General features: G+C 47.3%; 36 protein-coding genes and 1 pseudogene. 29 read left to right on the top strand and 8 right to left on the bottom strand.

The features are described 5' to 3' along the window. Window positions 1-85: 85 nt before the first annotated feature. Window positions 86-289, bottom strand: a complete 204-nt coding sequence (locus QT973_RS20475) for a hypothetical protein (protein ID WP_333209334.1) — start codon at window positions 287-289, stop codon at window positions 86-88. A 203-nt stretch (window positions 290-492) separates the two neighbouring features. On the opposite strand from QT973_RS20475, the gene rbfA reads away from it, so the two are divergent. From rbfA to QT973_RS20460, 3 genes are all read left to right on the top strand, one after another. After that, window positions 493-903, top strand: coding sequence for a 30S ribosome-binding factor RbfA (rbfA, locus tag QT973_RS20470; RefSeq protein ID WP_333057776.1), 411 nt, complete (start codon window positions 493-495; stop codon window positions 901-903). Window positions 904-1,040: 137 nt separating this feature from the next. Next, complete coding sequence (locus QT973_RS20465; RefSeq protein ID WP_333392060.1) at window positions 1,041-2,693, top strand: glycoside hydrolase family 3 N-terminal domain-containing protein; 1,653 nt, start codon at window positions 1,041-1,043, stop codon at window positions 2,691-2,693. A gap of 369 nt (window positions 2,694-3,062) precedes the next feature. Then, window positions 3,063-3,296 (top strand): DUF4327 family protein, encoded by a 234-nt coding sequence (locus tag QT973_RS20460; RefSeq protein WP_333057778.1) that lies wholly within the window; start codon window positions 3,063-3,065, stop codon window positions 3,294-3,296. A 63-nt stretch (window positions 3,297-3,359) separates the two neighbouring features. Here QT973_RS20460 and QT973_RS20455 read toward each other — a convergent pair whose 3' ends face one another. The 4 genes and pseudogenes from QT973_RS20455 to QT973_RS20440 all read right to left on the bottom strand — a co-directional run. Further along, a complete protein-coding gene (locus tag QT973_RS20455; protein ID WP_333057779.1) occupies window positions 3,360-3,764 on the bottom strand; it encodes a hypothetical protein in 405 nt (134 codons plus the stop codon). A 362-nt stretch (window positions 3,765-4,126) separates the two neighbouring features. Further along, entirely contained in the window at window positions 4,127-5,260 is a 1,134-nt protein-coding gene (locus QT973_RS20450; protein WP_333209331.1) for an ABC transporter ATP-binding protein, read from the bottom strand. Between the two features lie 50 nt (window positions 5,261-5,310). Continuing rightward, complete coding sequence (locus QT973_RS20445; RefSeq protein WP_445243067.1) at window positions 5,311-5,652, bottom strand: hypothetical protein; 342 nt, start codon at window positions 5,650-5,652, stop codon at window positions 5,311-5,313. A 136-nt stretch (window positions 5,653-5,788) separates the two neighbouring features. Next, window positions 5,789-6,026 (bottom strand): annotated as a pseudogene (locus QT973_RS20440) (HD domain-containing protein); the annotation flags it as partial. 144 nt (window positions 6,027-6,170) lie between these two features. On the opposite strand from QT973_RS20440, the gene QT973_RS20435 reads away from it, so the two are divergent. From QT973_RS20435 to QT973_RS20425, 3 genes are all read left to right on the top strand, one after another. Further along, window positions 6,171-6,794, top strand: coding sequence for a Uma2 family endonuclease (locus QT973_RS20435; RefSeq protein ID WP_333057781.1), 624 nt, complete (start codon window positions 6,171-6,173; stop codon window positions 6,792-6,794). A 76-nt stretch (window positions 6,795-6,870) separates the two neighbouring features. Further along, entirely contained in the window at window positions 6,871-8,421 is a 1,551-nt protein-coding gene (locus QT973_RS20430; protein ID WP_333233596.1) for a thymidylate synthase, read from the top strand. Then, on the top strand, window positions 8,418-8,957 hold the full coding sequence (locus QT973_RS20425; protein ID WP_333160370.1) for a dCMP deaminase family protein: 540 nt from the start codon (window positions 8,418-8,420) through the stop codon (window positions 8,955-8,957). The genes QT973_RS20430 and QT973_RS20425 overlap by 4 nt, the downstream gene beginning before the upstream one ends. A gap of 351 nt (window positions 8,958-9,308) precedes the next feature. Here the strand turns inward: QT973_RS20425 and QT973_RS20420 are convergent, their stop codons facing one another. The 3 genes from QT973_RS20420 to QT973_RS20410 all read right to left on the bottom strand — a co-directional run bounded on the left by QT973_RS20420 (window position 9,309) and on the right by QT973_RS20410 (window position 11,064). Further along, window positions 9,309-9,794, bottom strand: coding sequence for a salt stress protein, Slr1339 family (locus QT973_RS20420; protein WP_333209328.1), 486 nt, complete (start codon window positions 9,792-9,794; stop codon window positions 9,309-9,311). 73 nt (window positions 9,795-9,867) lie between these two features. Further along, window positions 9,868-10,473 carry a VWA domain-containing protein gene (locus QT973_RS20415; RefSeq protein ID WP_333057785.1) on the bottom strand — a complete coding sequence of 202 codons (606 nt, stop codon included), beginning with the start codon at window positions 10,471-10,473 and terminating at the stop codon, window positions 9,868-9,870. Window positions 10,474-10,587: 114 nt separating this feature from the next. Then, window positions 10,588-11,064, bottom strand: a complete 477-nt coding sequence (locus tag QT973_RS20410) for an NAD(P)H-quinone oxidoreductase subunit N (protein ID WP_332978150.1) — start codon at window positions 11,062-11,064, stop codon at window positions 10,588-10,590. Window positions 11,065-11,494: 430 nt separating this feature from the next. Here QT973_RS20410 and rplC point away from each other — a divergent pair, with 430 nt between their 5' ends. The 23 genes from rplC to rpsM all read left to right on the top strand — a co-directional run bounded on the left by rplC (window position 11,495) and on the right by rpsM (window position 25,024). Next, the gene (gene rplC / locus QT973_RS20405) at window positions 11,495-12,130 is read left to right on the top strand and encodes a 50S ribosomal protein L3 (RefSeq protein ID WP_190657996.1); all 636 of its coding nucleotides are present in this window, start codon (window positions 11,495-11,497) and stop codon (window positions 12,128-12,130) included. Between the two features lie 190 nt (window positions 12,131-12,320). Then, window positions 12,321-12,953, top strand: coding sequence for a 50S ribosomal protein L4 (rplD, locus tag QT973_RS20400; protein ID WP_190657994.1), 633 nt, complete (start codon window positions 12,321-12,323; stop codon window positions 12,951-12,953). Continuing rightward, window positions 12,946-13,254 carry a 50S ribosomal protein L23 gene (locus QT973_RS20395; RefSeq protein ID WP_006634999.1) on the top strand — a complete coding sequence of 103 codons (309 nt, stop codon included), beginning with the start codon at window positions 12,946-12,948 and terminating at the stop codon, window positions 13,252-13,254. Before rplD ends, QT973_RS20395 begins: the two co-directional genes overlap by 8 nt. 175 nt (window positions 13,255-13,429) lie before the next feature. Next, window positions 13,430-14,293 carry a 50S ribosomal protein L2 gene (rplB, locus tag QT973_RS20390; RefSeq protein WP_333057787.1) on the top strand — a complete coding sequence of 288 codons (864 nt, stop codon included), beginning with the start codon at window positions 13,430-13,432 and terminating at the stop codon, window positions 14,291-14,293. A 113-nt stretch (window positions 14,294-14,406) separates the two neighbouring features. Continuing rightward, entirely contained in the window at window positions 14,407-14,688 is a 282-nt protein-coding gene (rpsS, locus tag QT973_RS20385; protein WP_041623488.1) for a 30S ribosomal protein S19, read from the top strand. Window positions 14,689-14,785: 97 nt separating this feature from the next. Beyond that, on the top strand, window positions 14,786-15,145 hold the full coding sequence (gene rplV / locus QT973_RS20380) for a 50S ribosomal protein L22 (protein ID WP_006634996.1): 360 nt from the start codon (window positions 14,786-14,788) through the stop codon (window positions 15,143-15,145). 114 nt (window positions 15,146-15,259) lie between these two features. After that, the gene (gene rpsC, locus QT973_RS20375) at window positions 15,260-15,988 is read left to right on the top strand and encodes a 30S ribosomal protein S3 (RefSeq protein WP_006634995.1); all 729 of its coding nucleotides are present in this window, start codon (window positions 15,260-15,262) and stop codon (window positions 15,986-15,988) included. Between the two features lie 115 nt (window positions 15,989-16,103). Further along, entirely contained in the window at window positions 16,104-16,523 is a 420-nt protein-coding gene (gene rplP, locus QT973_RS20370; protein WP_333057788.1) for a 50S ribosomal protein L16, read from the top strand. Window positions 16,524-16,683: 160 nt separating this feature from the next. Continuing rightward, complete coding sequence (gene rpmC, locus QT973_RS20365) at window positions 16,684-16,965, top strand: 50S ribosomal protein L29 (RefSeq protein WP_333057789.1); 282 nt, start codon at window positions 16,684-16,686, stop codon at window positions 16,963-16,965. A 68-nt stretch (window positions 16,966-17,033) separates the two neighbouring features. Next, window positions 17,034-17,282, top strand: a complete 249-nt coding sequence (rpsQ, locus tag QT973_RS20360) for a 30S ribosomal protein S17 (protein ID WP_006634992.1) — start codon at window positions 17,034-17,036, stop codon at window positions 17,280-17,282. A 116-nt stretch (window positions 17,283-17,398) separates the two neighbouring features. Further along, entirely contained in the window at window positions 17,399-17,767 is a 369-nt protein-coding gene (gene rplN / locus QT973_RS20355; protein ID WP_006634991.1) for a 50S ribosomal protein L14, read from the top strand. A gap of 1 nt (window position 17,768) precedes the next feature. Further along, on the top strand, window positions 17,769-18,131 hold the full coding sequence (gene rplX, locus QT973_RS20350; protein ID WP_333057790.1) for a 50S ribosomal protein L24: 363 nt from the start codon (window positions 17,769-17,771) through the stop codon (window positions 18,129-18,131). A 146-nt stretch (window positions 18,132-18,277) separates the two neighbouring features. After that, a complete protein-coding gene (gene rplE / locus QT973_RS20345; RefSeq protein ID WP_006634989.1) occupies window positions 18,278-18,823 on the top strand; it encodes a 50S ribosomal protein L5 in 546 nt (181 codons plus the stop codon). Between the two features lie 22 nt (window positions 18,824-18,845). Continuing rightward, the gene (gene rpsH, locus QT973_RS20340) at window positions 18,846-19,250 is read left to right on the top strand and encodes a 30S ribosomal protein S8 (protein ID WP_190657976.1); all 405 of its coding nucleotides are present in this window, start codon (window positions 18,846-18,848) and stop codon (window positions 19,248-19,250) included. 123 nt (window positions 19,251-19,373) lie between these two features. After that, entirely contained in the window at window positions 19,374-19,922 is a 549-nt protein-coding gene (gene rplF, locus QT973_RS20335) for a 50S ribosomal protein L6 (RefSeq protein ID WP_333057791.1), read from the top strand. A gap of 2 nt (window positions 19,923-19,924) precedes the next feature. Beyond that, on the top strand, window positions 19,925-20,287 hold the full coding sequence (rplR, locus tag QT973_RS20330) for a 50S ribosomal protein L18 (protein WP_333057792.1): 363 nt from the start codon (window positions 19,925-19,927) through the stop codon (window positions 20,285-20,287). A gap of 131 nt (window positions 20,288-20,418) precedes the next feature. Continuing rightward, window positions 20,419-20,967 (top strand): 30S ribosomal protein S5, encoded by a 549-nt coding sequence (gene rpsE / locus QT973_RS20325; RefSeq protein ID WP_190745441.1) that lies wholly within the window; start codon window positions 20,419-20,421, stop codon window positions 20,965-20,967. A 146-nt stretch (window positions 20,968-21,113) separates the two neighbouring features. Next, window positions 21,114-21,560 (top strand): 50S ribosomal protein L15, encoded by a 447-nt coding sequence (gene rplO / locus QT973_RS20320; RefSeq protein WP_006634984.1) that lies wholly within the window; start codon window positions 21,114-21,116, stop codon window positions 21,558-21,560. A gap of 102 nt (window positions 21,561-21,662) precedes the next feature. Continuing rightward, a complete protein-coding gene (secY, locus tag QT973_RS20315; RefSeq protein ID WP_333057793.1) occupies window positions 21,663-22,967 on the top strand; it encodes a preprotein translocase subunit SecY in 1,305 nt (434 codons plus the stop codon). Window positions 22,968-22,972: 5 nt separating this feature from the next. Then, window positions 22,973-23,557 carry an adenylate kinase gene (locus QT973_RS20310; RefSeq protein ID WP_333209323.1) on the top strand — a complete coding sequence of 195 codons (585 nt, stop codon included), beginning with the start codon at window positions 22,973-22,975 and terminating at the stop codon, window positions 23,555-23,557. A 293-nt stretch (window positions 23,558-23,850) separates the two neighbouring features. Further along, window positions 23,851-24,075, top strand: a complete 225-nt coding sequence (gene infA, locus QT973_RS20305) for a translation initiation factor IF-1 (protein ID WP_006276978.1) — start codon at window positions 23,851-23,853, stop codon at window positions 24,073-24,075. Between the two features lie 368 nt (window positions 24,076-24,443). Further along, entirely contained in the window at window positions 24,444-24,557 is a 114-nt protein-coding gene (gene rpmJ / locus QT973_RS20300; protein ID WP_015178722.1) for a 50S ribosomal protein L36, read from the top strand. Between the two features lie 83 nt (window positions 24,558-24,640). Beyond that, a complete protein-coding gene (gene rpsM / locus QT973_RS20295) occupies window positions 24,641-25,024 on the top strand; it encodes a 30S ribosomal protein S13 (RefSeq protein ID WP_006634981.1) in 384 nt (127 codons plus the stop codon). Window positions 25,025-25,056 lie beyond the last annotated feature (32 nt).

Genomic DNA, 25,056 nt, shown 5'->3' with positions numbered 1-25,056 from the left:
AAAAAATGTTTCTGTTTGATTGATTGATTAGGGATGATAATAGAATGGATAATTATGAAGTGTAATCAAGGGAATTACGGCGAAATTATTGATATTTTAGGGTTCCATCTTCGTTATATTCAAGTTCATAATATTTTCCGCCTAACCCTAAGTCATGAATACATCGTTGGTAGTTTTTGGCTCCCATATCGAAAGGGTTAGTCCTGTTCAATCTTGCCCATTCAGCTATCTTTAGCTGGTTAGTTACCCCTGAAGCATCGGCTACGGTTTTGACAATCCAATCAAACATTTTTTTTCCTCTAAGCTGTCTCTCACTCTACCTCTCTATATTAGCTGCTATATATTCACCTATAGGCAATCAAACATTTTTTTTCCTCTAAGCTGTATCTCACCCCTAACTTGGACGATCGCCCGTAAAACCCCTGACCGATCGCGCTACAATTGTCAATCGGGATAAAAACGGCTGATTAGGAAAGTAGAGGAGTAGGTGCTATGGCTACAAGTCGTCGCATTGAGCGTGTAGCTTCAATGGTTAAACGGGAAGTCAGCCTGATGTTGCTGAATGGAATCAAGGACGATCGGGTAGGTGCCGGTATGGTTAGCGTTACCGATGTAATTGTTTCGGGAGACCTTCAGCATACAAAAATTTTTGTCAGCATCTACGGTACTGATGAGGCGAAGGCTGAAACTATGGAAGGTTTGAAATCTGCTACTAGCTACGTCCGCAACCAGTTGGGCCAACGATTGCAACTGCGCCGGACGCCGGAAGTGATTTTTCTGGAAGACCGTTCTTTGGAACGGGGCGATAAAATGTTGATACTGCTGAATCAGCTTTCTGCCGATCGCAAACCGGATACTTTAGATCCCGATGAAGAATTCGCTGAGGATGAAAGTCCCGATTGAAGCGAGAAGGAAGAAGGAAGAGGGGAAGAGAAGGAGATAGGGAAAATTCTCAATTCCCTGTTTTGCCGATTCCCGATTCCCAATTCCCGATTCCCAAATCTAAAATCTAAAATCTAAAATCTAAAATCTAAAATCGAATGATTGACAATCTTTCCTTGCCCGAACTGGTCGCCCAGATGTTCGTGGTGCGCGCTTCTGGCTGCTTGTTCGACCACCAAATTCGCTATCGGGAATGGGAACCAACTGCCAGCAAACTCCGCTATTATCTGGAAAATTTGGGCGTCGGTGGGGTGATTTTGGTCGGGGGAAGTGCTGCGGAGTTGGCAGTTCGATCGCACCAATTGCAGTCTTGGGCTAAGTTTCCGCTGTTGCTGGCGGCTGATATTGAAGAAGGTGTCGGCCAGCGGTTCGCGGGGGCGACTTGGTTCGGGCCGCCGATGGCGATTGCTGAAGTGGCCCGGCAGGATGCAGGTAAAGCCGATCGATATGCTGAACAAATGGGCGCTGTCACTGCGATCGAAGCTAGGGCGATCGGTCTCAATTGGATTCTCGCACCAGTGGTTGATGTTAACAACAATCCCGACAATCCTGTGATTAACGTCCGCGCTTTTGGCGAGACACCGGAAATTGTCGGGAAATTAGCCGCTGCTTTTATTCGCGGCGCAGGCCCGCACCCGGTTTTGACTACAGCTAAGCATTTTCCCGGCCACGGGGACACCGCGGTTGATTCTCACTTGGAATTGCCGGTTTTGCCGCATTCGCCAGCGAGATTGACTGAGGTTGAGTTGCCTTCTTTTGTTGAGGCGATGGCTGCTGGGGTCGATGCTGTGATGAGTGCTCACTTGCTGATTCCGGCTTGGGATGCCGAGTTTCCTGCTACTCTTTCTCGCAAAATTTTGATCGGGAAGCTGCGAGAAGAGTTGGGATTTGAAGGTTTGATTGTGACGGATGCTTTGGTGATGGGTGCGATCGCCAATAAGTACGGCGCTAATGAAGCTGCTGTTTTGGCTGCTGAGGCTGGTGCTGATGTTTTGCTGATGCCGCTTGACCCGGAAGGGGCGATTCTGGCTGTCTGCGAAGCTGTCACTCAAGGGCGGATTCCCATATCACAAATCCATGAATCTGTCAAGCGAATTTGGAAAGCGAAAATAAAGGTGGGTTTGCCGATTTCTGACCCCCCCCAACCCCCCCTTGCTAAGGGGGGGAGCAAGAATCTACAATCGATCGACTCGATCGAGTCGATCGACTTAAGTTGGCTGGCAACTCCTGATGCCAGGGCAACTGCTGCCGATATTTTGCGAGATTCTTTGAAATTTGGCGGCAATCTACCTTTGCAGGTTGCAAAACCCGCAGAAAACCAGCTTTTGCGGAATTTGATTGTTGTAGATGATGTTTTGGGGTGCGAGTTTTTGGGCAACCACACTCCGGCGATCGCCCTTCCCGAACAGTTTGGTTACGAATTGCAACTGATTGACGATCGCACAGGGGCGATCGCTGAAAATACAGGTGCAGAGCATTTTTCTCCGACACTGCTGCAAATTTTCATTCGCGGCAATTGCTTCCGAGGCAGTGCTGGTTTGACCCAAGCAGCTCAAGATTGGTTTAAGAAATTATTAAAAACGGGAGAACTGCAAGCTGTGTTAATTTACGGCAGTCCCTACGTTTTAGAGCAATTTTTGCCACACTTGCCTCCGAGTCTTCCTTATGTATTTTGTTTTGGCCAGATGCCCACAGCGCAATCTCTCGTTCTAGAAGTGCTATTCGGCATTGACGCCACTGGTAATGATTGAGTTGCTTGCGGGAATTCTGAATCTTTCCTTTGCTGCTTGCTGCGTGAGGAGTTAAATTTATCAACCCGGTTTCTCGCGAGAAATTCTGCCTTTGGTGGCGAAGTATCCAGAAACCGGGAATTGGAGGCGGGTTCCTAAGTTCTCAATAGAGCTTTCCAGCAGATCCGCTTGCTACTGAGGAAAATGTGCTGCGTCTGAAAATCCCAAGACTGATCCCATCACTTACCGATCGTTCCTATAATTTTTTTAAATGGACGGCAGTGAATTGTATAGCTGTATACGGACAAAATTTAACTTCCATATTCCTAAGTTTGGACTATATTATTACCAGGGCCATAAAATTTTTTAGTAAAACATTGAGGGCGCATTATGATTCACTCCACTATTCCCCAAATCCAATACTCTTTAGATGTGATCCAAGATGAAGCGCGTCACCTTGTCCACGAGGGCGTGCTGAGCCGCCAACAGCCGATCTACACGCTTTGCCAATTCATTCCGCCTCGGGAATGGGCTTGTGTAGAGTGCGAATTAGAAAAATGCGACTTCTTGCTGCGCGATCGCATCGCCGACCTGATCGGTTCTGAAAAATGGGACAATGACTAAAGTTTGGTTCTGTTAAATTAAGTTGGCAAGTAAACTCCGGCTGTGTTAAAGACTCTTGATTCTTTAATACTGGGAATTTTCGGCGCGCAAATTTTCCAACTCGGCCCTTAGCGCTGCCATGTGTGCAGTTAATTCTTGAATCTCTAGCTTTACGTTAGACTGTACAACCGACTCGGGAGGAGCATCATTCGCTGCATCTGATTGCTTGGGCGAGACAGATTCACTGTCTGCATTCTCCCGATCGCCCGGTTGAGAGAAAATAGTATCTACAAAATTCCGGGCTTCTCGCTCAGTCATTTCTCCTTTTTCCAGCAGATCATCGGCTAGCTGACCAAAATCTGACTTCAGTTTGTCCAGATTTTCTTCTCGCTTCAAGGGATCTTGCAATGTCTCAATTAAAAAGGAAGTTGCACCTAAAGTTAGGTGAAATCCTGTTTGCAGCATTTGAGGCAGGTTGTCGGGATTCATCTAAAAATGCCGCTAGAACGTTTTTCTGAGTTTTTGGTTCGCTAGTTGCTCCCAAGTCGGGGCGCAAAGCCGCTTTTTAGCGCGAAGATGCTGGCGTTGTGGGTCGCGATCGCCCCGATTCAGGAAATATCAACTTTTGGGGGGAGGTTTTACCGTTGTGCCAATACTAATCGTATCATTACTGCGTAAATTAATAAATGTCAAGTGTAAATTTTTGTAACTACGAATCGAGACTTTCCCACTGGAAGGCTCAGTCTATTTTAGATTTTAGATTTTAGATTTTAGATTGAAGAGGACTTAGGCACGGCGACTAAAAAAACCCCGGTGGCTGATTACCCGTGCGTAAGTCATGTTCAAGCCCGTTAAGGATACAGCGCTTCACCGGTGGAAGGGTCAAATATAAATAGTCGATCGAAGTCAAGCTGTACCTTTAGCCGATCGCCCGATCGCAAGCGAACACTTGCAGGTATTTGTAACTGTACAGTAGTTTCAGCACTCAACAACGGCAAACTCGCCCGAATTAAAGTTTCTCGCCCCAGAGGTTCAACTACTTTTACCTCTAGATCGAGGGGGACTTTTTCTAAGGCCCAAACATCGCTTTTCAAATCATCTTCTTCTACTGTTTGTGGCCTAAAGATTTCTATATTTTCTGGACGGATGCCCAAATCAAATCCTTGTCCTTCTCTCGCCTGCAATTTTTTCTGAATCGAGGGCGGACAGGCTAAAGATTGATCTCCTACTTGAAAGGAGTCGTTAGTATAAATTGCCGGCAAAATGTTCATGGCGGGATTGCCTAAAAATGTCGCAACCATGCGGTTAGCTGGTTTGGCGTAAATGCTTTGCGGGTCTCCAATTTGTTGAATTTTTCCCCCATTTAAGACTACAATCTTATCAGCTAAAGTCATCGCTTCCACTTGGTCGTGGGTGACGTAAATTGTGGTAATTCCCAGCCGTTGATGCAGTTGTTTGAGTTCTGCTCTAGTGTCATCTCGCAGTTGAGCGTCGAGGTTAGAAAGCGGTTCATCTAAAAGAAATACTTTCGGTTCGCGGGCGATCGCCCTTCCCAGTGCTACCCGCTGCTGCTGTCCGCCTGATAGCTGTTTGGGCTTACGCTTGAGGAGGTGGTCGATCGAGAGCGATCGGGCTACTGTTTCGACTCGTTCTTGAATTTTAGTCGGGTCAACATTCCGCATCCGCAATCCAAATGCCAGGTTTTCTGCGACAGTCATGTGCGGATAAAGCGCGTAATTTTGAAACACCATTGCAACGTCCCGCTGTCTGGCCGGAATGTTGTTAACTAAATTATCTCCGATGTAAAGATTACCGGAAGTGGCGGTTTCTAAACCTGCAATTGTCCGCATAATTGTGGATTTTCCGCAGCCGGAGGGCCCGACTAATACCCAAAATTCCCCGTCCGGGATTTTGAAGCTGATGTTTTCGATCGCGGTGACGTTTTGGTAGCGTCGGGTAATATTTTCTAAGCGAACATTTGCCATTTTGTGACTGTAATTGGTAATTGATAATTAGTGATTTTTACCTTCAGTGTTCAGCCTTCAGAAAACTGTTCTAATTCTAAAACTGTGCGGTCTAATTCTTCCACTATAGGCGTTAACTCAGCTTTGCGGAATGCTTCTACTAAAGAACGATAATACCAGAGAGAACCATCTTTGCCACCTTTGAAGCGTTCCCAAACAGTATCTCCTAATTGACGGGAATCTTTCAGGATCGATCGAGCATTATAAAGTTTATCAGCAGCCGAGACTAATCTGACTGAGGCAGAAGCTGTAGAAATGCGATCGATATAAGCTTGTTTTCGCTGTCCCCAAGGGGGTTTCGGCGTCTCGTCACTGTCGGTACAGCCGTCTACAATCGCTGTTACCGAAAGCATCCAGGATACCCGCCACGTGATTCATCCGTCCAGAAATAAAAAACCTGTATCTGATGAAACTTGCCGAACGTATTTATCTCGCGCAAGTCAATTCTTCAATCTAAAATCTAAAATCTAAAATCTAAAATCGATTGACGGTATCGCCAAAGCGGTGGCGGATGGCTTCGCGGGTGGTGGCGCCGCCTTGATCTTCGATCGCCGGAGTGAAGCAAAGCTGCGATCGCCTCATCTTCATTTGCCCCATATTCTAAAGCTATACTAGCAGTGCCCAACAAATGGGCAATGTAGGGAACGCCGGAACCTTTGCGAACTTGGGTAGCGTGCAATTCGGCCCCATAGGTGAGGGCTTCAGAAAAACGGTTTGAGAGAATCATGAAAGTCACCTTTCTGAATTGCTATGATATATAAATTGTCGGGCTAAGTTGAAAAGACAAAATCTACCAAGTTCAATCATGTCATCGAATGCGATCGAGAGCGATCGCTTGTAAAATTATAATCGTTAAAGAGATGTTTATAGCATGACAGCTACTATAATTATACCAAACAGTGGCGACCAAAACTCAGACCAAGAACTACCGCAAAAATTAGAAAATGTAGCAGAAATTCCGCCACAATCTGAGACTAAAAAAGTCATATCTCTCGAAAAGTTTTTAGTCAAGCCTCCTGATAGAATGGAATGGGTTGACGGCAACTTAGTTGAGAAAACAGGAATGACATTCAAGCACGGTCTCGCTCAAGCTAAATTATCTACATCCTGGAGAAATTACAAACATTCCAGCGGACAGGGAGGAGAAGTTGTTACAGAAGTCCTTTGCCGCACTAGCAAACAGGGTCGCCGTCCCGATGTTGCTTACATTACTCCTGAACTGCTGCCACAATCAGGCAATTTTACAGCCTTTTCCCAAAGTTTTCCTTTGATAGCGGAAGTTGCTTCTCCCGAAGATAGTGGCGAAGAGTTATTTGCCAAAGCTCAGGAATATTTGGAATCGGGATGTTTAGAAGTTTGGTTGCTGTTTCCTGAAGCTAGATTAATATTTGTCAATGCAGGGCAACGCTGGCGGTTGTTTAATGCCGATGAAGTTGTTAACACTCAAAGTGTGCTTGCAGGTTTTAGCGTAGCTGTGAGTGAATTGTTGGCTTGAGGAATTTGTTCAAACAAAATTATCAAAGATTCTGCAGTATTGATATAGTAGTACGCGGTGCAAAAAACGGTAAGCCATGACAGCCACAAATCTCGTCAATAAATTTGAGTACAAACCCCTATACAAACCAAATCAATTAATTTGCGGAACGGGGCAAACAGCCATTGTCAGCGGCTGGACAGTAAAAAGTGCGATCCTTTCCAAGGGCAGCGCTAACGGCAAAAAATTACAACCCAATGAATTTGCTGTCATCGGACAACTATACTCTCCTACTCGCGGCATCAACTTCTTAATTAGAAACTTGCTGTGCAATCCCCACGTCCGCTTTTTAGTAATTCTCAACGCTACCAAAGAAGACCGCAACTCCGGTGCCGCAGCGTGCCTAATCGACTTTTTTCGTAACGGCTTTGAAGCAGGCAAAAGCGATACAGGTAGAGATTGCTGGCTAATTAAATCTTCAATATTTGGCTACATTGATATTGAAATAGCAGCAGAAGCCTTAGAACTATTGCGTCATTCAATAGAATGGAAAGAAGCAAAAAACATAGCAGAAACAGTGACTTTTGTCAAGTGTTTTTCTGAAAAAGAATCTGTTGAACCCTGGGGAGAACCCGTAACTTTTCCGCTAGTCGAAATCGTCCCCACCGTACTCCCCGGCCAGAAATACGGACACAGAATCGAAGGCAAAACTATCGCCGAAACATGGGTAAAAATCATTCACCGAATTAAGACCACCGGCACCTTGCGGCCGACTGGTTACGACGGACAGTGGCAAGAATTAATCGACTTAATGGCAGTGATTACAGATGAACCTGCGGAGTTCTATTTTCCCGAACCGAATTACTTACCAATCGACCGCGATTTCCTCGAACAGTACAAACCGCAAATGCTGGAAGATGCCCCGTATAACGAAGGCATTAAATATACCTACGCACAGCGGATGCGGTCGTGGTTTGGACGAGATCAAATTGAAGAAGTTATTACCAAACTAATTAAGGAAATTGACGCGGCAAGTGCTGTAATTAGTCTGTGGGATGCAGGCGGAAATGTTAACAGAAGGGCTGACGGTTCCTCAGACCACCAGCACAGCGGCAGCCCTTGTTTAAATCACATTTGGGTGCGAGTTGTAGACGGTGAAATATCGCTAACCGCAACTCTCCGCAGTAACGATATGTTTGCGGCTTGGCCGGCTAATGCCATGGGTTTGCGGGCTTTGCAGCAGCACATTCGAGATGAAATTGCGAGGCGTTCCGATTATAATTTGACGATGGGCCCGTTGGTAACGCTGAGTCAATCGGCTCACTTGTATGACGATACCTTTGAAAATGCCGATCGACTAATTCAAACCCAATATGCTAAAATCTGCGAAGATCGAGACTTTTTCGATGCAGCAGGCAATTTTTTAGTTGAAGTAGCCGACAATCAAATAGTTGTCACGCAAACCACCCCCGGCAGTGGCGAAGTTGTCACCTGTTATTCTGGAAAAAACCCTCTCAAGTTAGTGCGAGAAATTTGTGCGGCTTCCCCTGCCATCCAACCCGATCATATTGGTTATTTGGGAATAGAATTGCAAAAGGCGGCCGAGTGTCTGAAAACCAGCAACCAATACATTCAGGATAGAAAATGAATCTAGAAGAAGAAAGACCGAGTTGGGACGAATACTTCTTAATGTTAGCAAAATTGGCTGCTACTCGATCGACTTGTTTGGCTTTTCCTGTAGGCGCAGTGATAACTAAAAACAGGCAAGTTTTAGCAACGGGTTACAACGGTTCGCCGTCTGGTTCGGCACACTGTACTACTCAAGGCTTCTGCTATCCTGGTTTGAGTAGTTGCGACGCCAGCAAAACTTTGCCATCAAGGGCGGTTCACGCGGAAGCAAATGCGATCGCCAAAGCTGCTAAACACGGTATATCTACTGCTGGGGCAAGTATTTACGTCACTTTAGAACCCTGCATCTATTGTTTGAAATTAGTCATTGCGGCGGGCATTAGAGAAGTGTTTTACGAAACGAGTTTTAACAGCGGAGAAAAAGCTGCTTTGAGAGATACTTTTATCAGTGAAGGTATTGTTGAGTTAAAACAAATTCAGCTATCTGAAGATACAGCAAAAAAGGCGGCTTTGTTTTTGTTGCATCCTACATCTGTTGCCAAAAAATTAGTATAGGATCAATCCTTCCCGTGGTTGTCGCAGCCACAGGAAATAACTGTGCTGTGTCCCTATAAATGATATTTATTTGCTGGCAATTTGTAGGGATACGGCAGTGCCGTATCCTAAATCCCGTGTGATACACAGGATATTATTTCCGGTCCCTAATACGGTAGGGGCGGGTTCACCAAAAATATCTGCCAATAATTGACAATCTCAAAAACCCGCCCTTTTAATCGCTCGATCAGACAGGATATGATATTTATTTTACCCTTTGCAAAGACACAGCACTGCCGTGTCTTTACAACAAATAGAGATGGCAATTAACCAAAAAACGGCCTGACAAATTATGAATACGGTGTAGTTCAATCAATCAAACTCATTCACCACTTGCAAATAGTCGATCGCCGCATCTATCCTCGAAGAATACTTAAAAGCAAACTGATCGAACCAATATCCCTCATCGGAATTCTTATCCAACTTTTTCAGCCAAACCTGAGCTTGCCTAACTTTCTGTCTGTGCGTTTGTACGTCCAACTCCGGCACCGCGACTTTTTCTGCTGGCTGCGGTTCCAGTGAAGCTACTTCCTGAGCTTGATTTTGTGCTTCGTGCTCAGCCTTAAGGGGTTGCTGTGAAGCCACTTCTTGAGCTTTATTTTGCGCTTCGTACTCAGCCTTAATTTGAGCTAAATCCTTGTCCAAAGGACTAGCATACAAATTTATATCTGATGTTTTAAATGTTGGATTTGCCGGCGCTTGTGCTTGCACCGGCGCCTGAGTTTTCAACTCAGCATTTTTTTGAGATGCTTGATACTCTGCCTTAAGTTCACCTAACAGGCGTTCGATAGATTCCATAACTTAAACCCCCCTAAAAAATGCTGCTGGGCTAACTAGCCCAAATATAATCGCGTGAACTTCGCCCGCCTCCTCAATCAGTTATTGCATTCAGCAATACCTCTGTCAGGGTCATTCCTTCAATATCATCCATCGTGACAGTATCAACGATATCAAATTTAGCCCCGGCGCTTTGCAGTTCGTCATCCAATATTTTGAGAAACTTAGTAGCTTCCGGCGCATTTCCTACTTGAATGAAAGAAATCGCCAACTCTTCATCTCGATCGAGCTTCCGGGAAGCCTCTATAATCGTTTTCATCACTTCTTTGCGATCGTCCGGTTCGCCGTCCGTCACTACTAATATTGTTTCCCCATTTTGCTTAGTCTTACCGGATGCTTTGCGCTGAAAATAACTGTTCAAGGCGTCTTGCAGAACAGCCGCTAAATTCGTAGTTCCCGAAGGTTCGTTTTCTTGGAAAATTTGCACGACTTTAGCTGATGTTACGTTGTCGTAGCGCTTGAAGCGACCGGAAAACACATAAACTGTTATGCCATCAGGATCGAGTTCTTCGCATTTATTCGCCAATGCGATCGTCGATTCTTGCATGAGCGCCCACCGACTTTTACCGCCCATCTGGTCTTTTGTGTACATACTGCCGCTTTTGTCAATAATGATGGTATAATCGCGGTTCTGAAGCATAAGATTTTTCCTGTTAATTAAGTTCCAAAAATATCAAAACCAGCGAGCAGAAGCTGTTGAGCTTTAGTTGCTCGCTGCGTTTTTTAGTTGATTTGCGATCGCAAATACCGGAATTTAAGCTGCAACTAAAGCATCTTTAAGTGGCTTCCAGCTAAAAGCTCGATCGCCCCCCATCTCAACTGCTATTTTAACTCGCGGTTCTAACGTCGGCAAAACAGTCAAATACTCAATCTCCTGACTCGACAAAATCTGCCCTTCAATAATCCACAGCACCAGTCCTTTTGCTTTAGGTGGCAAATTGTCTAATTGAGTTTTCAACATCGGCGGCACGTAGTACGTATAACCCACAGCCCCTTCATTGCCAGTAGTTTTCTTGCCCAAATGCGGTGGCCGCACGCCGTGAACCCCCGTTAAATACATCGCCAAATCACCCAAACCCCGCGCCGAAATCGTGTACGCACCGTAGCCCGCAGCCCTCAGCCTGCGGAGGTAGCGCCCCTCAAATCCTCCTTCTAAAGGAACGTACAGGGCCAGCGACCCCGACTTTTCCAAATCCCGAATCAGATCAGATCCTGTCGTAATCAGTCCCATAAATTGTGTTTCCTGCTGTATCAAAATTTGGTCGATCGCTGCTTGCGAGCTGGAAATATTATAAATCCTAAAGTTGAGGCGAAAAATTCTCATCGCGGCCTTGACAAACGGCAAACACTTCATGTACTATTGTGAATTGTCGCCGTAAAGGATACTGAGTGGTTTGCTGCTCAAGTCCTGGCGCAAACAAGCAAGACCGAGACAAAACTCGGAGATATAGCAGGTAAAAAGCCGCGAATCTCAACCCTTGCAAGACTTCCACAAGCTCGCTCCCAAATTTAAAACTCAAATTTTAAACACCGAGGAAGGCTGTTGGTTGATAACAGTTAATTGCAGGAACACTGAAATAAATGTTTCTGCACAAGAGCAAGCGGATTGACGTAAATTTCGCAATCCGAAACCTCTTGCGTAAATAAAAGGAAGAAAATCCGTGTCTGTAGGCATTCTTGGCACTAAACTAGGCATGACTCAAGTGTTTGACGACCAAGGGAGAGCCATCCCCGTCACCGTCATACAAGCAGGGCCTTGTACAGTAACTCAAATCAAAACCAAACAAACTGACGGCTACGGTGCCGTTCAAGTTGGATACAACGAAGTCAAACCAAAGGCTCTCAACAAGCCAGAACTAGGACACCTTGCCAAGTCGGGGGCGAATCCATTGCGCCACTTGCAGGAATACCGCTTGGAAGACACCAGTTCCTTTGAATTAGGTCAACAACTAAAAGCAGATACCTTTACACCGGGACAAATAGTAGATGTCATCGGTACCAGCATCGGTAAAGGTTTTGCAGGTTTTCAAAAGCGCCACAACTTTAAACGAGGCCCCATGTCTCACGGTTCCAAGAACCACCGCGAGCCTGGATCGATCGGACCTGGAACTACTCCCGGTCGCGTTTATCCTGGGAAAAGAATGGCAGGACGTATGGGCAACGTTCAAGTCACCGTCCGCAAACTAACAATTGTCCGGGTGGATACAGAGCAGAATTTGCTGCTAATTAAGGGAGCAGTTCCCGGCAAAGCTGGCGCCTTAGTCAATGTTGTGCCTGAGAAAAAAGTAGGACGTTAGTCAGTAGTCATTAGTCAGTAGTCAGCAGTCAGTAGATAGTGGTTGGTCGTTAGTAGCAAGCAATAACTAAGAACTAAAAGCTGAAAACTAAGAACCCAAAACTAAGACCTGAAAACAGACAACAGACGACAGACAACAGACAACAGACAACTAACAACAGACAACTAACAACAGACAAAGGACAAAAGATATGGTTAATTGTGTAGTGCGAAATTGGCAAGGCGAAGAAGTTGGGGAAACAACTTTAGAACTGCGCGTAGCCAAAGAAGAAAATGCGTCTCACATCGTTCACAGAGCATTGACGCGGCAACTGAATAATGCCCGTCAAGGAAATGCTTGCACCAAAACTCGATCGGAAGTCAGAGGCGGTGGCCGCAAACCCTGGCGTCAAAAAGGCACCGGCCGAGCCAGAGCAGGTTCAATCCGTTCTCCGCTGTGGCGGGGCGGCGGTGTCATCTTCGGGCCAAAACCGAGAGACTTTGAAGTCAAAATGAACAAAAAGGAACGCCGTCTCGCTTTGCGGACAGCATTCCAAAGTCGCACCGAAGACATCATTGTGGTTGAAGAATTTGCAGAGCAATTTCCGAGACCGAAAAGCAAAGAATTGCTGAGTGCGATCGCCCGCTGGGGCATCGAACCCGATACAAAAGTTCTGTTAATCTTGCCAGAACCGCAACCAAACGTCTACTTATCCGGACGCAACATCGAATTAGTAAACGTCATCTTGGCAACCTCCCTGAATGTTTACGACGTTCTCGCGGCTGACAAAATTATCGTCACATCTACAGCCATAGCTAAAATTCAGGAGATTTACGGTGAGTAAAATCGACCCCCGCGACTACGCAGATTTGATCCAGCGTCCGATTCTCACCGAGAAAGCTACCCGAATGATGGAATTAAATCAATTCACATTCGACGTAGCTCCCAAAGCGACGAAGCCTCAAATCAAAGCTGCAATCGAAGAACTATTTAAGGTCAAAGTCATCGGCGTCAACACCCAAAACCCGCCGCGCAAAAAGCGTCGAGTTGGCAAATTCGTCGGCTTTAAACCTTGTTACAAGCGAGCAACCGTAACTCTGACCGACGGAGACTCGATCCGCAAACTCCTATTCCCAGAAGTCTAGACGATTTTGGATTTTAGATTTTAGATTTTAGATTTTAAATTGCGGTTAACTGGTGGAAATTCTCGAACCAGAAAACTCGTAAGTTAACCAAATATCGCCAATCTTCAACCTAAAATCTAAAATCGATAAACGTCAAATCCAAAATCCAAAATCCAAAATCTAAAATAGATCGATTATGGGCATCCGTTCTTACCGACCTTATACCTCCAGCACCCGAGAACAAACCGTCTCGGACTTTGCTGAAATTACCAGATCAGAGCCAGAAAAGTCTCTAACCAGCAACAAGCACACCAAACAAGGCCGCAACAACCGAGGCGTCATCACCTGTCGCCACCGGGGAGGCGGTCACAAACGGCTGTATAGAGACATCGACTTCCGCCGCGACAAACACAGCATTCCCGCTACCGTCAAGGCGATCGAATATGACCCCAATCGCAACGCCCGCATCGCCCTCCTGTTCTACAAAGACGGCGAAAAACGGTACATCCTGCACCCGCTCAACTTAAACGTCGGTACAGTAATTGTCTCAGGCCCAGACGCGCCGATCGAAATCGGTAACGCCCTCCCCCTGAAGAACATTCCCCTCGGTACAAGCATCCACAACGTCGAGCTAGTACCCGGAAAAGGCGGACAAATCGTTCGCTCCGCCGGCTCCAGCGCTCAGCTAATGGCAAAAGAAGGTAGCTACGTCACCCTCAAACTGCCATCCGGCGAACAGCGCAAAGTCCGCGCCGACTGCTACGCCACCATCGGTCAAGTCGGCAACACCGACGCCAGAAACATCAGCCTCGGCAAAGCAGGCCGCACCCGCTGGAAAGGTCGCAGACCCACCGTTCGCGGTAGCGTCATGAACCCGGTAGACCACCCGCACGGCGGTGGCGAAGGCAGAGCTCCCATCGGACGTCCGGGGCCTGTCACTCCTTGGGGTAAACCAGCATTGGGTGCAAAAACTCGACGCAAAAACAAGCGCAGCGACGCTTTAATAGTCCGGCGCCGCCGCAAAGCTTCCAAACGCGGCAAGGGCGGCAGACAAAGCTAGTCATCAGTCAGCAGTCTTCAGTGCTTAGTTATTAACTGCTAACTAATGACTGAGGACTGATGACCAATGACTGCTGAAAGCTGACTAATGACTCCTGAATTACTAAAAAAATCATGTCTCGATCGCTAAAAAAAGGCCCCTTTGTCGCAGATCATCTGATGACAAAAATCGAAAAACTCAACGCCGCCGGCCAAAAACAAGTAATTAAAACTTGGTCGCGCTCTTCCACAATCCTGCCCCAAATGGTAGGTCACACGATCGCCGTTCACAACGGCAGACAGCACGTACCCGTCTACCTCACCGACCAAATGGTAGGTCACAAACTCGGAGAATTTTCCCCCACTCGCACCTTTAGAGGTCACGCGAAAAGTGGTGATAAAAAGGCAAAAAGATAGCCGAATTAGGTGACAGGTAATAGGTAATCGGACAAACTTTTTCCCAATTACCAATTACCTTTTTCCCAATTACCAATTACCAATTACCCAAATCGAAATGGTTATAGATACCACATCCGAAATTAAGGCGATCGCCCGTTACATCCGGACATCCCCCTTCAAAGTGCGCCGAGTCCTCGACCAAATTCGCGGCAAAAGCTACCAAGAAGCGCTGATTTTACTCGAATTCATGCCCTACCGCGCCTGCGAACCAATCGTCAAAGTTTTGCGATCGGCAGTAGCAAACGCCGAACACAACGCAGGATTGGATAAATCCAAGCTAGTAGTGTCTCAAGCTTACGCAGACCAAGGCCCAGTCCTCAAACGCTTTAGACCCCGCGCTCAAGGTCGCGCCTACCAAATCCGCAAGCCAACCTGTCACATTACCGTAGTAGTAGCTCCGCTCGTAGAAAACTAAACCAGGGAAAAACGTAAGAGGTAATAAACAGCTTAAAGTTGAAAAAAATGGGTAATCACCAATTACCAATTACCAATTACCAATTACCAATTACCAATTAACTCATCAACTATTATGGGCCAAAAAATACATCCAATTGGTTTTCGCCTCGGCATTACCCAAGAGCACCGCTCTCGCTGGTTTGCCGATCCCAAAAACTATCCAGAACTCTTGCAAGAAGACTATAAAATTCGCAAGTACGTTCGTAAAACCCTCAGCAATGCCGGTATTTCATCGGTCAAAATTGAGCGGAAAGCCGATCAAATCGACCTAGAAGTGTTCACAGCCAGACCAGGCGTTGTCGTAGGCCGCGGCGGAGCAGGCATCGAAACCTTGCGCGTCGGTTTGCAGCAGCAACTCGGTAGCAACCGCCAAATCCGCATCAACGTCGTCGAAGTTCAGCGAGTAGATGCCGATGCCACATTGATCGCAGAATACATCGCTCAGCAACTAGAACGGCGCGTATCCTTCCGCCGAGTAGTCCGCCAAGCAATCACCCGCGCCCAAAAAGTCGGCATCCAAGGCATCAAAATTCAAGTCAGCGGACGCCTCAACGGTGCAGAAATTGCCCGTACCGAATGGACGCGCGAAGGAAGAGTCCCCTTGCACACGCTGCGGGCCGACATCGACTACTCTTACTGCACTGCTCAAACCATCTACGGTATTCTGGGCATTAAAGTTTGGGTTTTCAAAGGTGAAATTATTCCCGGACAGGAACAAGAGGCAGCACCAAATGCCGCAGTGCCCCGTACCAAACAAAAGCGCCGCCGCCAGAACTTTGAAGATCGATCGAACGAAGGCTAGCTAATTGTTAACTGTTAGTTGTCACTTGTTAATTGTCAGTTGTTCCAAACCAATTAGCAATTAGCAATCACCAATTACCAATTACCAATTACCAATTACCCAACTCCCTTTCGCCATGTTAAGCCCTAAAAGAACCAAATTTCGCAAACAACAGCGCGGGCGAATGAGCGGTGTTGCCACCCGCGGCAACACAGTTAGCTTTGGCGACTTCGCGCTCCAAGCCGTCGAACCCGCCTGGATCACTTCCCGCCAAATAGAAGCCGGACGGCGCGCCATGACCCGCTATATCCGTCGGGGTGGCAAAATCTGGATTCGCATTTTTCCCGACAAACCAGTCACCCAGCGCGCAGCAGAAACCCGGATGGGTTCTGGTAAAGGCTCACCAGAGTTTTGGGTTGCCGTGGTCAAACCGGGCCGGGTAATGTTTGAAATTGGCGGCGTAAGTGAAGAAACTGCCCGCGAAGCAATGCGTTTGGCATCTTTCAAATTACCAATTAAAACCAAGTTCATCACTCGCGAAGAAGACCAGTCATAGCGAAGAGCGAAGGTAGAATTAGGTCTGTATTAATCAGCATTTTAAACGGCTACAGCATTTTAAAATCTGGCTTTCATAACTTTTCTTTCCTTCGACCTTCAGCCAAGCGAGACAATTCTGTCTTCTGTCATACCGCTCGCTAACGATAAAGCACACAATTATGTCTTTGACCAAGATTAAAGAAGCTAGAGAATTAAGCGATGCTGCAGTAGCAGAGCAAATTTTAGCCGTCAAGCGCCAACTAATGGAATTGCGGCTCCAGCAAGCTACCGGCCGCATGGAAAAGCCTCACCTGTTCAAGCACGCCAAACACCGGCTAGCTCAATTGATGACAGTTGAACGCGAGCGCCAAATCCTTGCTGAGAAAGAAGCTGCAGCAAAATCAGCCCCAGCTAAAGAAACAGCAGATTCTGCTCCCAGCCCAGAAGTCAGCCCAGAGTGAGCAGCAGCCTAGCCTCGGCTCGCACAGTAGCTAAAAACAAGTCAATTGCACAACAAAAATAGGTAGCTATGGCAATTAAAGAACGAGTTGGCGTAGTAGTCAGCGACAAGATGGATAAAACCGTCGTGGTAGCAATCGAAAACCGCTCCTCCCACACCAAATACGGCAAAATCGTAGTCCGCACCAAGCGGTACAAAGCTCACGACGAAGAAAATCAGTGCAAATCCGGCGATCGCGTCCGCATCACTGAAACTCGCCCACTGAGCAAAACCAAACGTTGGACGGTTGCTGAGATTTTTGGGACAAAAAACGGCTAAGAGTTAATTGCGATCTCGCGCTCGCCCGATCGGTACTTGATTAATCAATTAGCCGTCAACAGTCAACAGTTAACAGTCAACAGTTAACAGTCAACAGTTAACAGTCAACAATCACCATGATTCAACCCCAGACATACCTCAATGTCGCCGACAATAGCGGAGCCCGCAAACTGATGTGCATCCGCGTATTGGGAGGCGGCAACCGTCGCTACGGCGGAGTCGGCGATGTCATCATTGCCGTCGTCAAAGACGCCATCCCCAATATGGCCGTCAAAAAATCAGATGTCGTTCGGGCTGTCATTGTCAGAACCCGCAAAGGTTTGCGCCGCGACAGTGGCATGAGCATTCGTTTTGACGATAACGCCGCCGTTATTATCAACGTAGACGGCAACCCCAAAGGCACTCGCGTCTTCGGCCCCGTCGCCCGCGAACTGCGCGACAAAAACTTTACTAAAATCGTTTCCTTAGCCCCGGAGGTACTTTAAAATGTACGGAAAAAAGGGTAAACCAACTAGCGAGCCGCAGCGCTACAGAATGCACGTCAAAGCAGGCGACACCGTGCAAATAATTACTGGCAAAGAGAAAGGAAAAGTCGGAGAAATCTTAAAGACATATCCTAAAGTCAGCAAAGTAATTGTTAAAGGTGTAAACATCAGAACAAAGCACGTCAAGCCCCAGCAAGAGGGAGAGTCCGGGAAAATACTCACGTTTGAGGCTCCCATTCACAGCTCCAATGTCATGCACTATTCCGAAAAAGAAAAAATAGCTAGCCGCGTTTGCTATACATTTAGCGAAGACGGTCGGAAACTGCGACAGCTCAAAAAAACTGGAGAAATCATCGATAATTAGTCATTAGTCTTTAGTCATTAGTCATTAGACAAATGCTTTCCTGACAACAGTCAACGGACAACAGTCAACGGACAACTGACAACAGTCAACTGACAACTAATAATTCCCTGACCAAGCCCAGGGACAGTTAACGAAACACAAAAACTATGCCGGACAAACTCAAAGTTCTTTATCAAGGAAAAATCGTTCCCACACTGATGGATCAGTTTAAATATACTAATATCCATCAGGTTCCTAAACTCGTCAAAGTCACAGTGAACCGCGGTTTGGGAGAAGCATCTCAAAACGCTAAGGCACTGGATTCGTCGATCAACGAAATTGGCATCATCACCGGTCAAAAACCAGTGGTGACGCGGGCGAAAAAAGCGATCGCAGGCTTCAAAATCCGCAAAGGAGTACCCGTCGGCGTTATGGTGACGCTGCGCGGCGATCGGATGTACGATTTTCTCGATCGGCTGATCAACCTCGCACTTCCCCGCATCCGCGACTTCCGCGGCATCAGCCCCAAAAGCTTCGACGGGCGCGGCAACTACAGCTTGGGTCTGAGAGAACAGCTAATTTTTCCAGAAATAGAATATGACCGCATCGATCAAATTCGAGGCATGGACATTTCAATTATCACCACAGCAAACACCGACGAAGAAGGACGCGCCTTGCTTAAAGAAATGGGAATGCCGTTCCGGGACAACTAAGCACTAGAGTAAGAAGCAAAAGATGGCAGCTAACGATACCATAGCAGATATGTTGACGCGCATTCGCAATTCTTGCATGGCGCGCCACCAAACAACGCAAATTCCAGCTACAAAAATGACCCGCAGCATCGCCCAAGTCCTCAAAAGTGAAGGCTTCATCGGCGAATTTGAAGAAGCAGAAGCAGAAGGGGTCAAGCGACATTTAGTGCTTTCTCTAAAGTACAAAGGTAAAACTCGCAAGCCCATTATCACGGCACTTAAGCGAGTCAGCAAACCAGGACTGCGCGTTTACTCGAACCGTAAAGAATTGCCCAGAGTATTAGGCGGAATTGGCATTGCCATTATTTCCACCTCCAGCGGCATTATGACGGATAGAGAAGCTCGACGCCAAGGTTTGGGCGGTGAAGTGCTTTGTTATGTTTGGTAGTCATTAGTCATTAGTCATTAGTCACTGGTCGTTGGCAACAGACTCAAAAATCAATCACTAAGGACTAATAACTAAGCACTAATAATCAAGGACTAATAACTAAAAACAAAGGACCAAAAAACTATGTCGCGAATTGGCAAGCGTCCGATTAGCATCCCCACGAAAGTCACCGTCACCCTAGACGGTCAAAAAGTAGCCGTCAAAGGCCCTAAAGGTGAACTTTCCCGAGTTATCCCAGCCGAAATCCTCATGGGAATTGAAGGCGAGACTTTACTCGTTACCCGCCGAGACGAATCTCGCGTCGCCAGACAACTGCACGGCTTGTGCCGCACCCTCGTCGCCAACATGGTCGAAGGTGTATCAGAAGGTTTTCAGCGGCGTCTCGAAATTATCGGCACAGGTTATCGGGCACAGGTTCAAGGACGGAACCTGATTTTAAACGTCGGTTACAGCAAACCCGTTGAAATGCCCCCTCCAGAAGGCATCACAATGGCAGTTGAAGGCAACACCAACGTCATTGTCTCCGGCATTGACAAAGAACTCGTAGGCAATACAGCAGCCCGCATCCGCGCGGTGCGTCCGCCCGAAGTCTACAAGGGCAAAGGCATTCGCTACAGCGGCGAAGTTGTCCGGCGCAAAGCTGGTAAAACAGGCAAAACAGGTAAGAAGTAACAATGAAGCTTACTCGCAAAGAATCAGTCCAGCGCAGACACCGCCGTGTTCGGCGCAAGGTGTTCGGCACCGCCGAACGTCCCAGACTAGCGGTATTTCGCTCAGATCAGCACATCTACGCTCAAGTCATCGACGACACCGCCCAGCACACTTTGGCCTCCGCGTCAACCCTCGATCCCGAATTGAAGTCAACTCTCAGTTCTGGCGGCAACTGTTCCGCGAGCGTGCAAGTCGGTCAGTTGATTGCCAAACGCTGTTCCAGCGCTGGCATAGTCAAAGTCGTATTCGATCGCGGGGGCAACCTCTATCACGGTCGTGTCAAAGCCCTCGCAGAAGCAGCTCGCGAAGCGGGGTTAGACTTTTAGGAAGAAGGAAGAAGGAAGAAGGAAGAAGGAAGAAGGAAAAAAGAATATACAACAAAATTCTTAATTCCTAATTGTTAATTTCTCATTTCCAACTACCAGTTACTAATCCCCAATTCCCAAAGAACAAAACTATGGCAGAACAAAAAGAACAGCGCAACAAGAAAAAAAGCAGCAGCAACAACAAAGGGCGCGAAAAAGAATCCGAATGGCAAGAACGGGTTGTTCAGATTCGGCGCGTTACCAAAGTAGTCAAAGGTGGTAAAAAACTCAGCTTCCGCGCCATAGTCATTATCGGCAACGAACGCGGTCAAGTAGGAGTAGGAGTCGGCAAAGCTAGCGACGTAATCGGTGCCGTTAAAAAAGGCGTCGCTGACGGCAAAAAGCACCTAATTGAAGTCCCCCTCACCAAATCTAACTCCATCCCTCACCCCATCAACGGTGACGGTGGCGGAGCTAAAGTGATGATGCGGCCGGCCGCTCCAGGAACCGGGGTAATTGCAGGGGGAGCAGTGCGAACTGTTCTCGAACTAGCAGGAGTCCGCAACATCTTAGCCAAACAGCTAGGTTCTGGAAATCCCTTAAACAACGCCCGAGCCGCAGTCAATGCCCTCTCCACCCTCCGCACCTTGTCCGAAGTTGCTCAAGAGCGCGGAATTCCAGTAGAAAATCTCTACGGTTAGGGCACGCGAGAATGGGAAACTGTAAGTTTTGAGTGTTAAGTGCTTGCGGTGAAAATAAAAAAATCCGCAACTCAAAACTCACGCACTCAAAACTACTGCGTACCCCCTCTCTAAATACCAATTACCAATTACCAATTACTAAAACTATGAGATTGCAAGACGCCCGACCCAAAGCAGGCTCCCAAAAGCGCCCCCGACGCTTGGGCAGAGGTATTTCTGCCGGTCAAGGCGCGAGCTCCGGCAAAGGGATGCGCGGTCAAAAATCTAGAGCCGGTAGCGGCACTAGACCCGGTTTTGAAGGAGGTCAAAATCCTCTCTACCGCCGTCTCCCCAAGTTGAAAAGCTTCCCTCTAGTGAACCGGAAAGAGTACACTACCATTAATGTAAGTAAATTAGCATCGCTGCCAGCAAACACCGAAGTTACTCTCACCTCTCTGATCCAAGCAAAAATTGTCACCACAGACGACGGGCCGCTGAAAATCTTAGGAGATGGCGAACTGAATGTACCTTTGCAAGTGCGCGCCTCGGCTTTTACCGCAGGTGCTCGCACCAAAATTGAAGCTGCAGGCGGAAGTTGCGAATTAGTTGCGTGAAGATTTGAGGTTTGAGAGTCTGTCCAAATCTCAAATCCTCAAGCTTGCTATCAGAAAATGATTTAGTCGAAAATCCCAAATCTAAAATCCAAAATCGTAACTATGGACGTTAGTAGAGAGAAAGCGCCAACTGCACAAGAGACGTTCATGCAGATGGCTCAAGCTGCTGGTTTGCGAGGCCGCATCCTCGTAACCGTTGGCTTACTGATTTTAGTACGCCTGGGTGTCCACTTGCCAGTCCCCGGCATCGATCGAGTCGCCTTTGCCCAAAACGTCCAAAATAGCCCTTTAATTGGCTTTCTGGATTTGTTCTCAGGAGGCGGCTTGTCTGCTTTGGGGATTTTCGCGTTGGGGATTTTGCCCTACATTAATGCTTCAATTATTGTGCAACTTCTAACTGCGGCTCTGCCAAGCTTAGAAGACTTGCAAAAAAATGAAGGGGAAGCGGGGCGGCGCAAGATTTCTCAAATTACTCGCTACGTTTCATTGGGCTGGGCAATTCTGCAAAGTATTGGCATTGCGATTTGGGTCAGCCCTTTTGCTCAATCTCCAGCGCCTTTATTCATAGCAGAAACTGCTTTGGCTCTGACAGCCGGCTCAATGTTTGTGATGTGGATATCGGAAGTGGTGACGGAACGAGGTATCGGGAACGGAGCTTCGTTGTTGATTTTTATCAATATTGTGTCGGTATTGCCACGCTCTTTGGGACAAACTTTTGAATTGGCTCAAAGTGGGGACACGCAAGTTGTCGGCCGCGTAGTCGTTCTACTGCTGGTCTTTTTGGTGACGATTGTCGGGATTGTTTTTGTTCAGGAAGGTACTCGCCGCATTCCGATTATCTCTGCCCGGCGCCAAGTCGGCCGCAAAGTTTATCGGGAGAGCCGGAGTTATCTGCCCCTGCGCTTGAATCAAGGCGGAGTGATGCCGATTATTTTTGCATCTTCGGTGTTGATTGTGCCTTCTTTCCTCGCTCAGTCTCTCAATAACCCGTTTTTGGTTCAAGTTGCTAATGTTTTGAGTCCGAACGGCCCAGCCCCTTGGGCTTACGCGCTGTTTTATCTGACTTTGATTCTATTCTTCAGCTATTTCTACGCTTCGTTGATTGTCAACCCCGTAGATATGTCTCAGAACTTGAAAAAAATGGGCGCTAGCATTCCGGGAATTCGTCCGGGTCAGAAAACGAGTGATTATGTGGAGAAGGTTTTGAACCGTTTGACTTTCTTGGGAGCGATTTTTCTCGGTCTGGTGGCCATTGTACCAACTGCTGTAGAAAGCGCGATCGGAGTGCAAACTTTTAGAGGTTTTGGCGCAACTTCCCTACTGATTCTAGTAGGTGTCGCGATCGAAACTGCTAAGCAAATTCAAACTTACGTCATCTCCCAGAGATATGAAGGAATGGTGAAGTAATCGTAATGCAATTTATTTTCATGGGGCCTCCAGGGGCGGGAAAGGGAACTCAGGCTCAGATATTAGGCGCTCTCTGGAAAATACCCCACATTTCTACCGGCGAAATCCTGCGCGCCTGCGTGGTGGCGAAAACTGCCTTGGGTCTAAAGGCGCAAGCCTACATGGACAGGGGTGAGTTGGTTCCCGACCAATTGCTGATGGATATCGTGCAGGAACGCTTGAATGAACCGGACGCTAATGCGGGCTGGATTCTCGACGGCTTTCCCCGCACTGTTACCCAGGCAACTTTTTTAGACAAACTGCTGCACGAGCTTAGCGGTGCCGAGGGGAGTACATCGAACCCAAAATGTGGTCTCAAAGCTGTTAATCTCGACGTTCCTGACGACATTTTGGTGTCTCGCCTGCTGTCGCGGGGCCGGCAGGATGACAATGAGGAGACGATCCGCCGTCGGTTGCAAGTTTATCGCGAGCAAACTGAGCCTTTGATTGATTTTTACAGCGGCCGTCAACAGTTAGTTGCGGTTGATGGCGATCGAGCAATGGAATTAGTCACCGCAGAACTGCAACAATCTCTCTCGATCGACTCTTGAACCCTCTCAATACAGCTTGTTACTCACAAGCTTTTGCTAAGATATGTTAACTAGGAGCTTTTTGTGCTATCAGGTTTTGTGAGGGTTGCTAGAGACCGGATTGAACTCGATACTAATTGCCACAACTTTACTCAAGTAAAGCTAAAACAAGCGGTTGGTTGAGTATTAAAGTCGATCGAGGCGCCCTAATTATTGCCCCCCGTTCCCGTTGGACTCCTACCAGTAAATAGGTTTTGAGGCTCACGCCGGGACACTCCTAGTTAATCAAATGTAGAGTTGAGGTAAATACCAAATTGTCTAAGCAAGATTTAATTGAAATGGAAGGGACAGTGACGGAATCCCTGCCCAATGCGATGTTTCGCGTTGACCTAGATAATGGGTTTAACGTGCTGGCTCACATTTCCGGCAAGATCCGCCGCAACTACATCAAAATTCTGCCTGGCGATCGCGTCAAAGTCGAATTGACTCCCTATGACTTGACCAAAGGCAGGATTACATATCGCCTTCGGAAAAAATAGGCTTAGATAAAACTTTCTAAAAACTAATTCTAAGTTTAATTTAGAGAGAATTTGGTAAAAAGCTTCAAATTTATGCTATAATGCTACGTTTGTAGTGTTGCCGAGAAGGGCGTCAACAACCTACCGGTGTATCGGGTTAAGTCATTGTTACACCGTAAAAACATCGCTCGCCACCACTCTGGCGCAGGCGAACTTTACCCAGCAATGGGAGTGGGTGCAAGCGGGCTCCTTCATGAAACAACCCGCACTTTATACAATTTAATCGAGGAGAGGTCTACACCTTGCCCAGCCTCTCCTCCCACCGCTCTACGGGCAGTCCCAGCGTGCCTGTTCTCCGCTAGAGCGGGGTTCTCCAGGCAGGAAGAAAGATGAAAGTTCGAGCATCTGTCAAAAAAATTTGTGAGAAATGTCGCGTCATCCGCCGTCGCGGTCGAGTGATGGTGATATGCACTAACCCGAAACACAAACAACGCCAAGGTTAGAAAAAAAGAAGATTGGGCACTGCACGCAGGTGCATCCTAATTGAACATTGTAGCCAAACAGGAAAACTAGGGAGAGAAAAAGTGTGGCACGGATTGCCGGGGTAGACCTTCCACGCGATAAGCGCGTCGAAATAGGTCTGACATACATTTACGGAATAGGCTTGTCGCGAGCCCAAAAAATTATCGCTGCAACAGGCGTAAATCCTGACACTCGCGTCAAGGATTTAACAGAGGCCGACGTGACAGCTCTGCGGGCTCATGTAGAAACAACATACCAAATCGAAGGAGACCTCCGGCGCTGGGAGTCAATGAACATCAAGCGCCTGATGGACATCGGAACTTATCGCGGTCGGCGTCACCGTTTGGGTCTGCCGGTGCGGGGACAACGAACCCGTACCAACGCCAGAACCCGTCGTGGCGTCCGCCGAACAGTTGCGGGCAAGAAAAAGGCACCTTCCAAGAAGTAACATCTTTTTGGGAAAAATACGCTGGGGGCTGC

It is taken from the genome of Microcoleus sp. Z1_A1 (genome assembly GCF_036700305.1).
GTDB lineage: Bacteria > Cyanobacteriota > Cyanobacteriia > Cyanobacteriales > Microcoleaceae > Microcoleus.
Note: the sequence above shows the minus strand (reverse complement) of the source record. Positions and strands in the feature narration are given on the sequence as shown.

Excerpts from the sequence above, each read along its gene's own strand:
- QT973_RS20415 (WP_333057785.1), bottom strand. The coding sequence starts at position 10,473 with ATGCTTCAGAACCGCGATTATACCATCATTATTGACAAAAGCGGCAGT.
- rpsH (WP_190657976.1), top strand. The coding sequence starts at position 18,846 with ATGGCAGCTAACGATACCATAGCAGATATGTTGACGCGCATTCGCAAT.
- QT973_RS20310 (WP_333209323.1), top strand. The coding sequence starts at position 22,973 with ATGCAATTTATTTTCATGGGGCCTCCAGGGGCGGGAAAGGGAACTCAG.
- rbfA (WP_333057776.1), top strand. The coding sequence starts at position 493 with ATGGCTACAAGTCGTCGCATTGAGCGTGTAGCTTCAATGGTTAAACGG.
- rpsC (WP_006634995.1), top strand. The coding sequence starts at position 15,260 with ATGGGCCAAAAAATACATCCAATTGGTTTTCGCCTCGGCATTACCCAA.
- rplB (WP_333057787.1), top strand. The coding sequence starts at position 13,430 with ATGGGCATCCGTTCTTACCGACCTTATACCTCCAGCACCCGAGAACAA.
- QT973_RS20430 (WP_333233596.1), top strand. The coding sequence starts at position 6,871 with ATGACAGCCACAAATCTCGTCAATAAATTTGAGTACAAACCCCTATAC.
- rpmC (WP_333057789.1), top strand. The coding sequence starts at position 16,684 with ATGTCTTTGACCAAGATTAAAGAAGCTAGAGAATTAAGCGATGCTGCA.
- QT973_RS20420 (WP_333209328.1), bottom strand. The coding sequence starts at position 9,794 with ATGGAATCTATCGAACGCCTGTTAGGTGAACTTAAGGCAGAGTATCAA.
- rpsE (WP_190745441.1), top strand. The coding sequence starts at position 20,419 with ATGGCAGAACAAAAAGAACAGCGCAACAAGAAAAAAAGCAGCAGCAAC.
- QT973_RS20410 (WP_332978150.1), bottom strand. The coding sequence starts at position 11,064 with ATGGGACTGATTACGACAGGATCTGATCTGATTCGGGATTTGGAAAAG.
- rpsQ (WP_006634992.1), top strand. The coding sequence starts at position 17,034 with ATGGCAATTAAAGAACGAGTTGGCGTAGTAGTCAGCGACAAGATGGAT.
- rplP (WP_333057788.1), top strand. The coding sequence starts at position 16,104 with ATGTTAAGCCCTAAAAGAACCAAATTTCGCAAACAACAGCGCGGGCGA.
- QT973_RS20475 (WP_333209334.1), bottom strand. The coding sequence starts at position 289 with ATGTTTGATTGGATTGTCAAAACCGTAGCCGATGCTTCAGGGGTAACT.
- rplR (WP_333057792.1), top strand. The coding sequence starts at position 19,925 with ATGAAGCTTACTCGCAAAGAATCAGTCCAGCGCAGACACCGCCGTGTT.
- rplF (WP_333057791.1), top strand. The coding sequence starts at position 19,374 with ATGTCGCGAATTGGCAAGCGTCCGATTAGCATCCCCACGAAAGTCACC.
- rplN (WP_006634991.1), top strand. The coding sequence starts at position 17,399 with ATGATTCAACCCCAGACATACCTCAATGTCGCCGACAATAGCGGAGCC.
- rplD (WP_190657994.1), top strand. The coding sequence starts at position 12,321 with ATGGTTAATTGTGTAGTGCGAAATTGGCAAGGCGAAGAAGTTGGGGAA.
- QT973_RS20425 (WP_333160370.1), top strand. The coding sequence starts at position 8,418 with ATGAATCTAGAAGAAGAAAGACCGAGTTGGGACGAATACTTCTTAATG.
- QT973_RS20450 (WP_333209331.1), bottom strand. The coding sequence starts at position 5,260 with ATGGCAAATGTTCGCTTAGAAAATATTACCCGACGCTACCAAAACGTC.
- rpmJ (WP_015178722.1), top strand. The coding sequence starts at position 24,444 with ATGAAAGTTCGAGCATCTGTCAAAAAAATTTGTGAGAAATGTCGCGTC.
- QT973_RS20435 (WP_333057781.1), top strand. The coding sequence starts at position 6,171 with ATGACAGCTACTATAATTATACCAAACAGTGGCGACCAAAACTCAGAC.
- QT973_RS20460 (WP_333057778.1), top strand. The coding sequence starts at position 3,063 with ATGATTCACTCCACTATTCCCCAAATCCAATACTCTTTAGATGTGATC.
- QT973_RS20445 (WP_445243067.1), bottom strand. The coding sequence starts at position 5,652 with ATGCTTTCGGTAACAGCGATTGTAGACGGCTGTACCGACAGTGACGAG.
- secY (WP_333057793.1), top strand. The coding sequence starts at position 21,663 with ATGGACGTTAGTAGAGAGAAAGCGCCAACTGCACAAGAGACGTTCATG.
- rplV (WP_006634996.1), top strand. The coding sequence starts at position 14,786 with ATGGTTATAGATACCACATCCGAAATTAAGGCGATCGCCCGTTACATC.
- rplE (WP_006634989.1), top strand. The coding sequence starts at position 18,278 with ATGCCGGACAAACTCAAAGTTCTTTATCAAGGAAAAATCGTTCCCACA.
- QT973_RS20465 (WP_333392060.1), top strand. The coding sequence starts at position 1,041 with ATGATTGACAATCTTTCCTTGCCCGAACTGGTCGCCCAGATGTTCGTG.
- QT973_RS20455 (WP_333057779.1), bottom strand. The coding sequence starts at position 3,764 with ATGAATCCCGACAACCTGCCTCAAATGCTGCAAACAGGATTTCACCTA.
- rplO (WP_006634984.1), top strand. The coding sequence starts at position 21,114 with ATGAGATTGCAAGACGCCCGACCCAAAGCAGGCTCCCAAAAGCGCCCC.
- rplX (WP_333057790.1), top strand. The coding sequence starts at position 17,769 with ATGTACGGAAAAAAGGGTAAACCAACTAGCGAGCCGCAGCGCTACAGA.
- rpsS (WP_041623488.1), top strand. The coding sequence starts at position 14,407 with ATGTCTCGATCGCTAAAAAAAGGCCCCTTTGTCGCAGATCATCTGATG.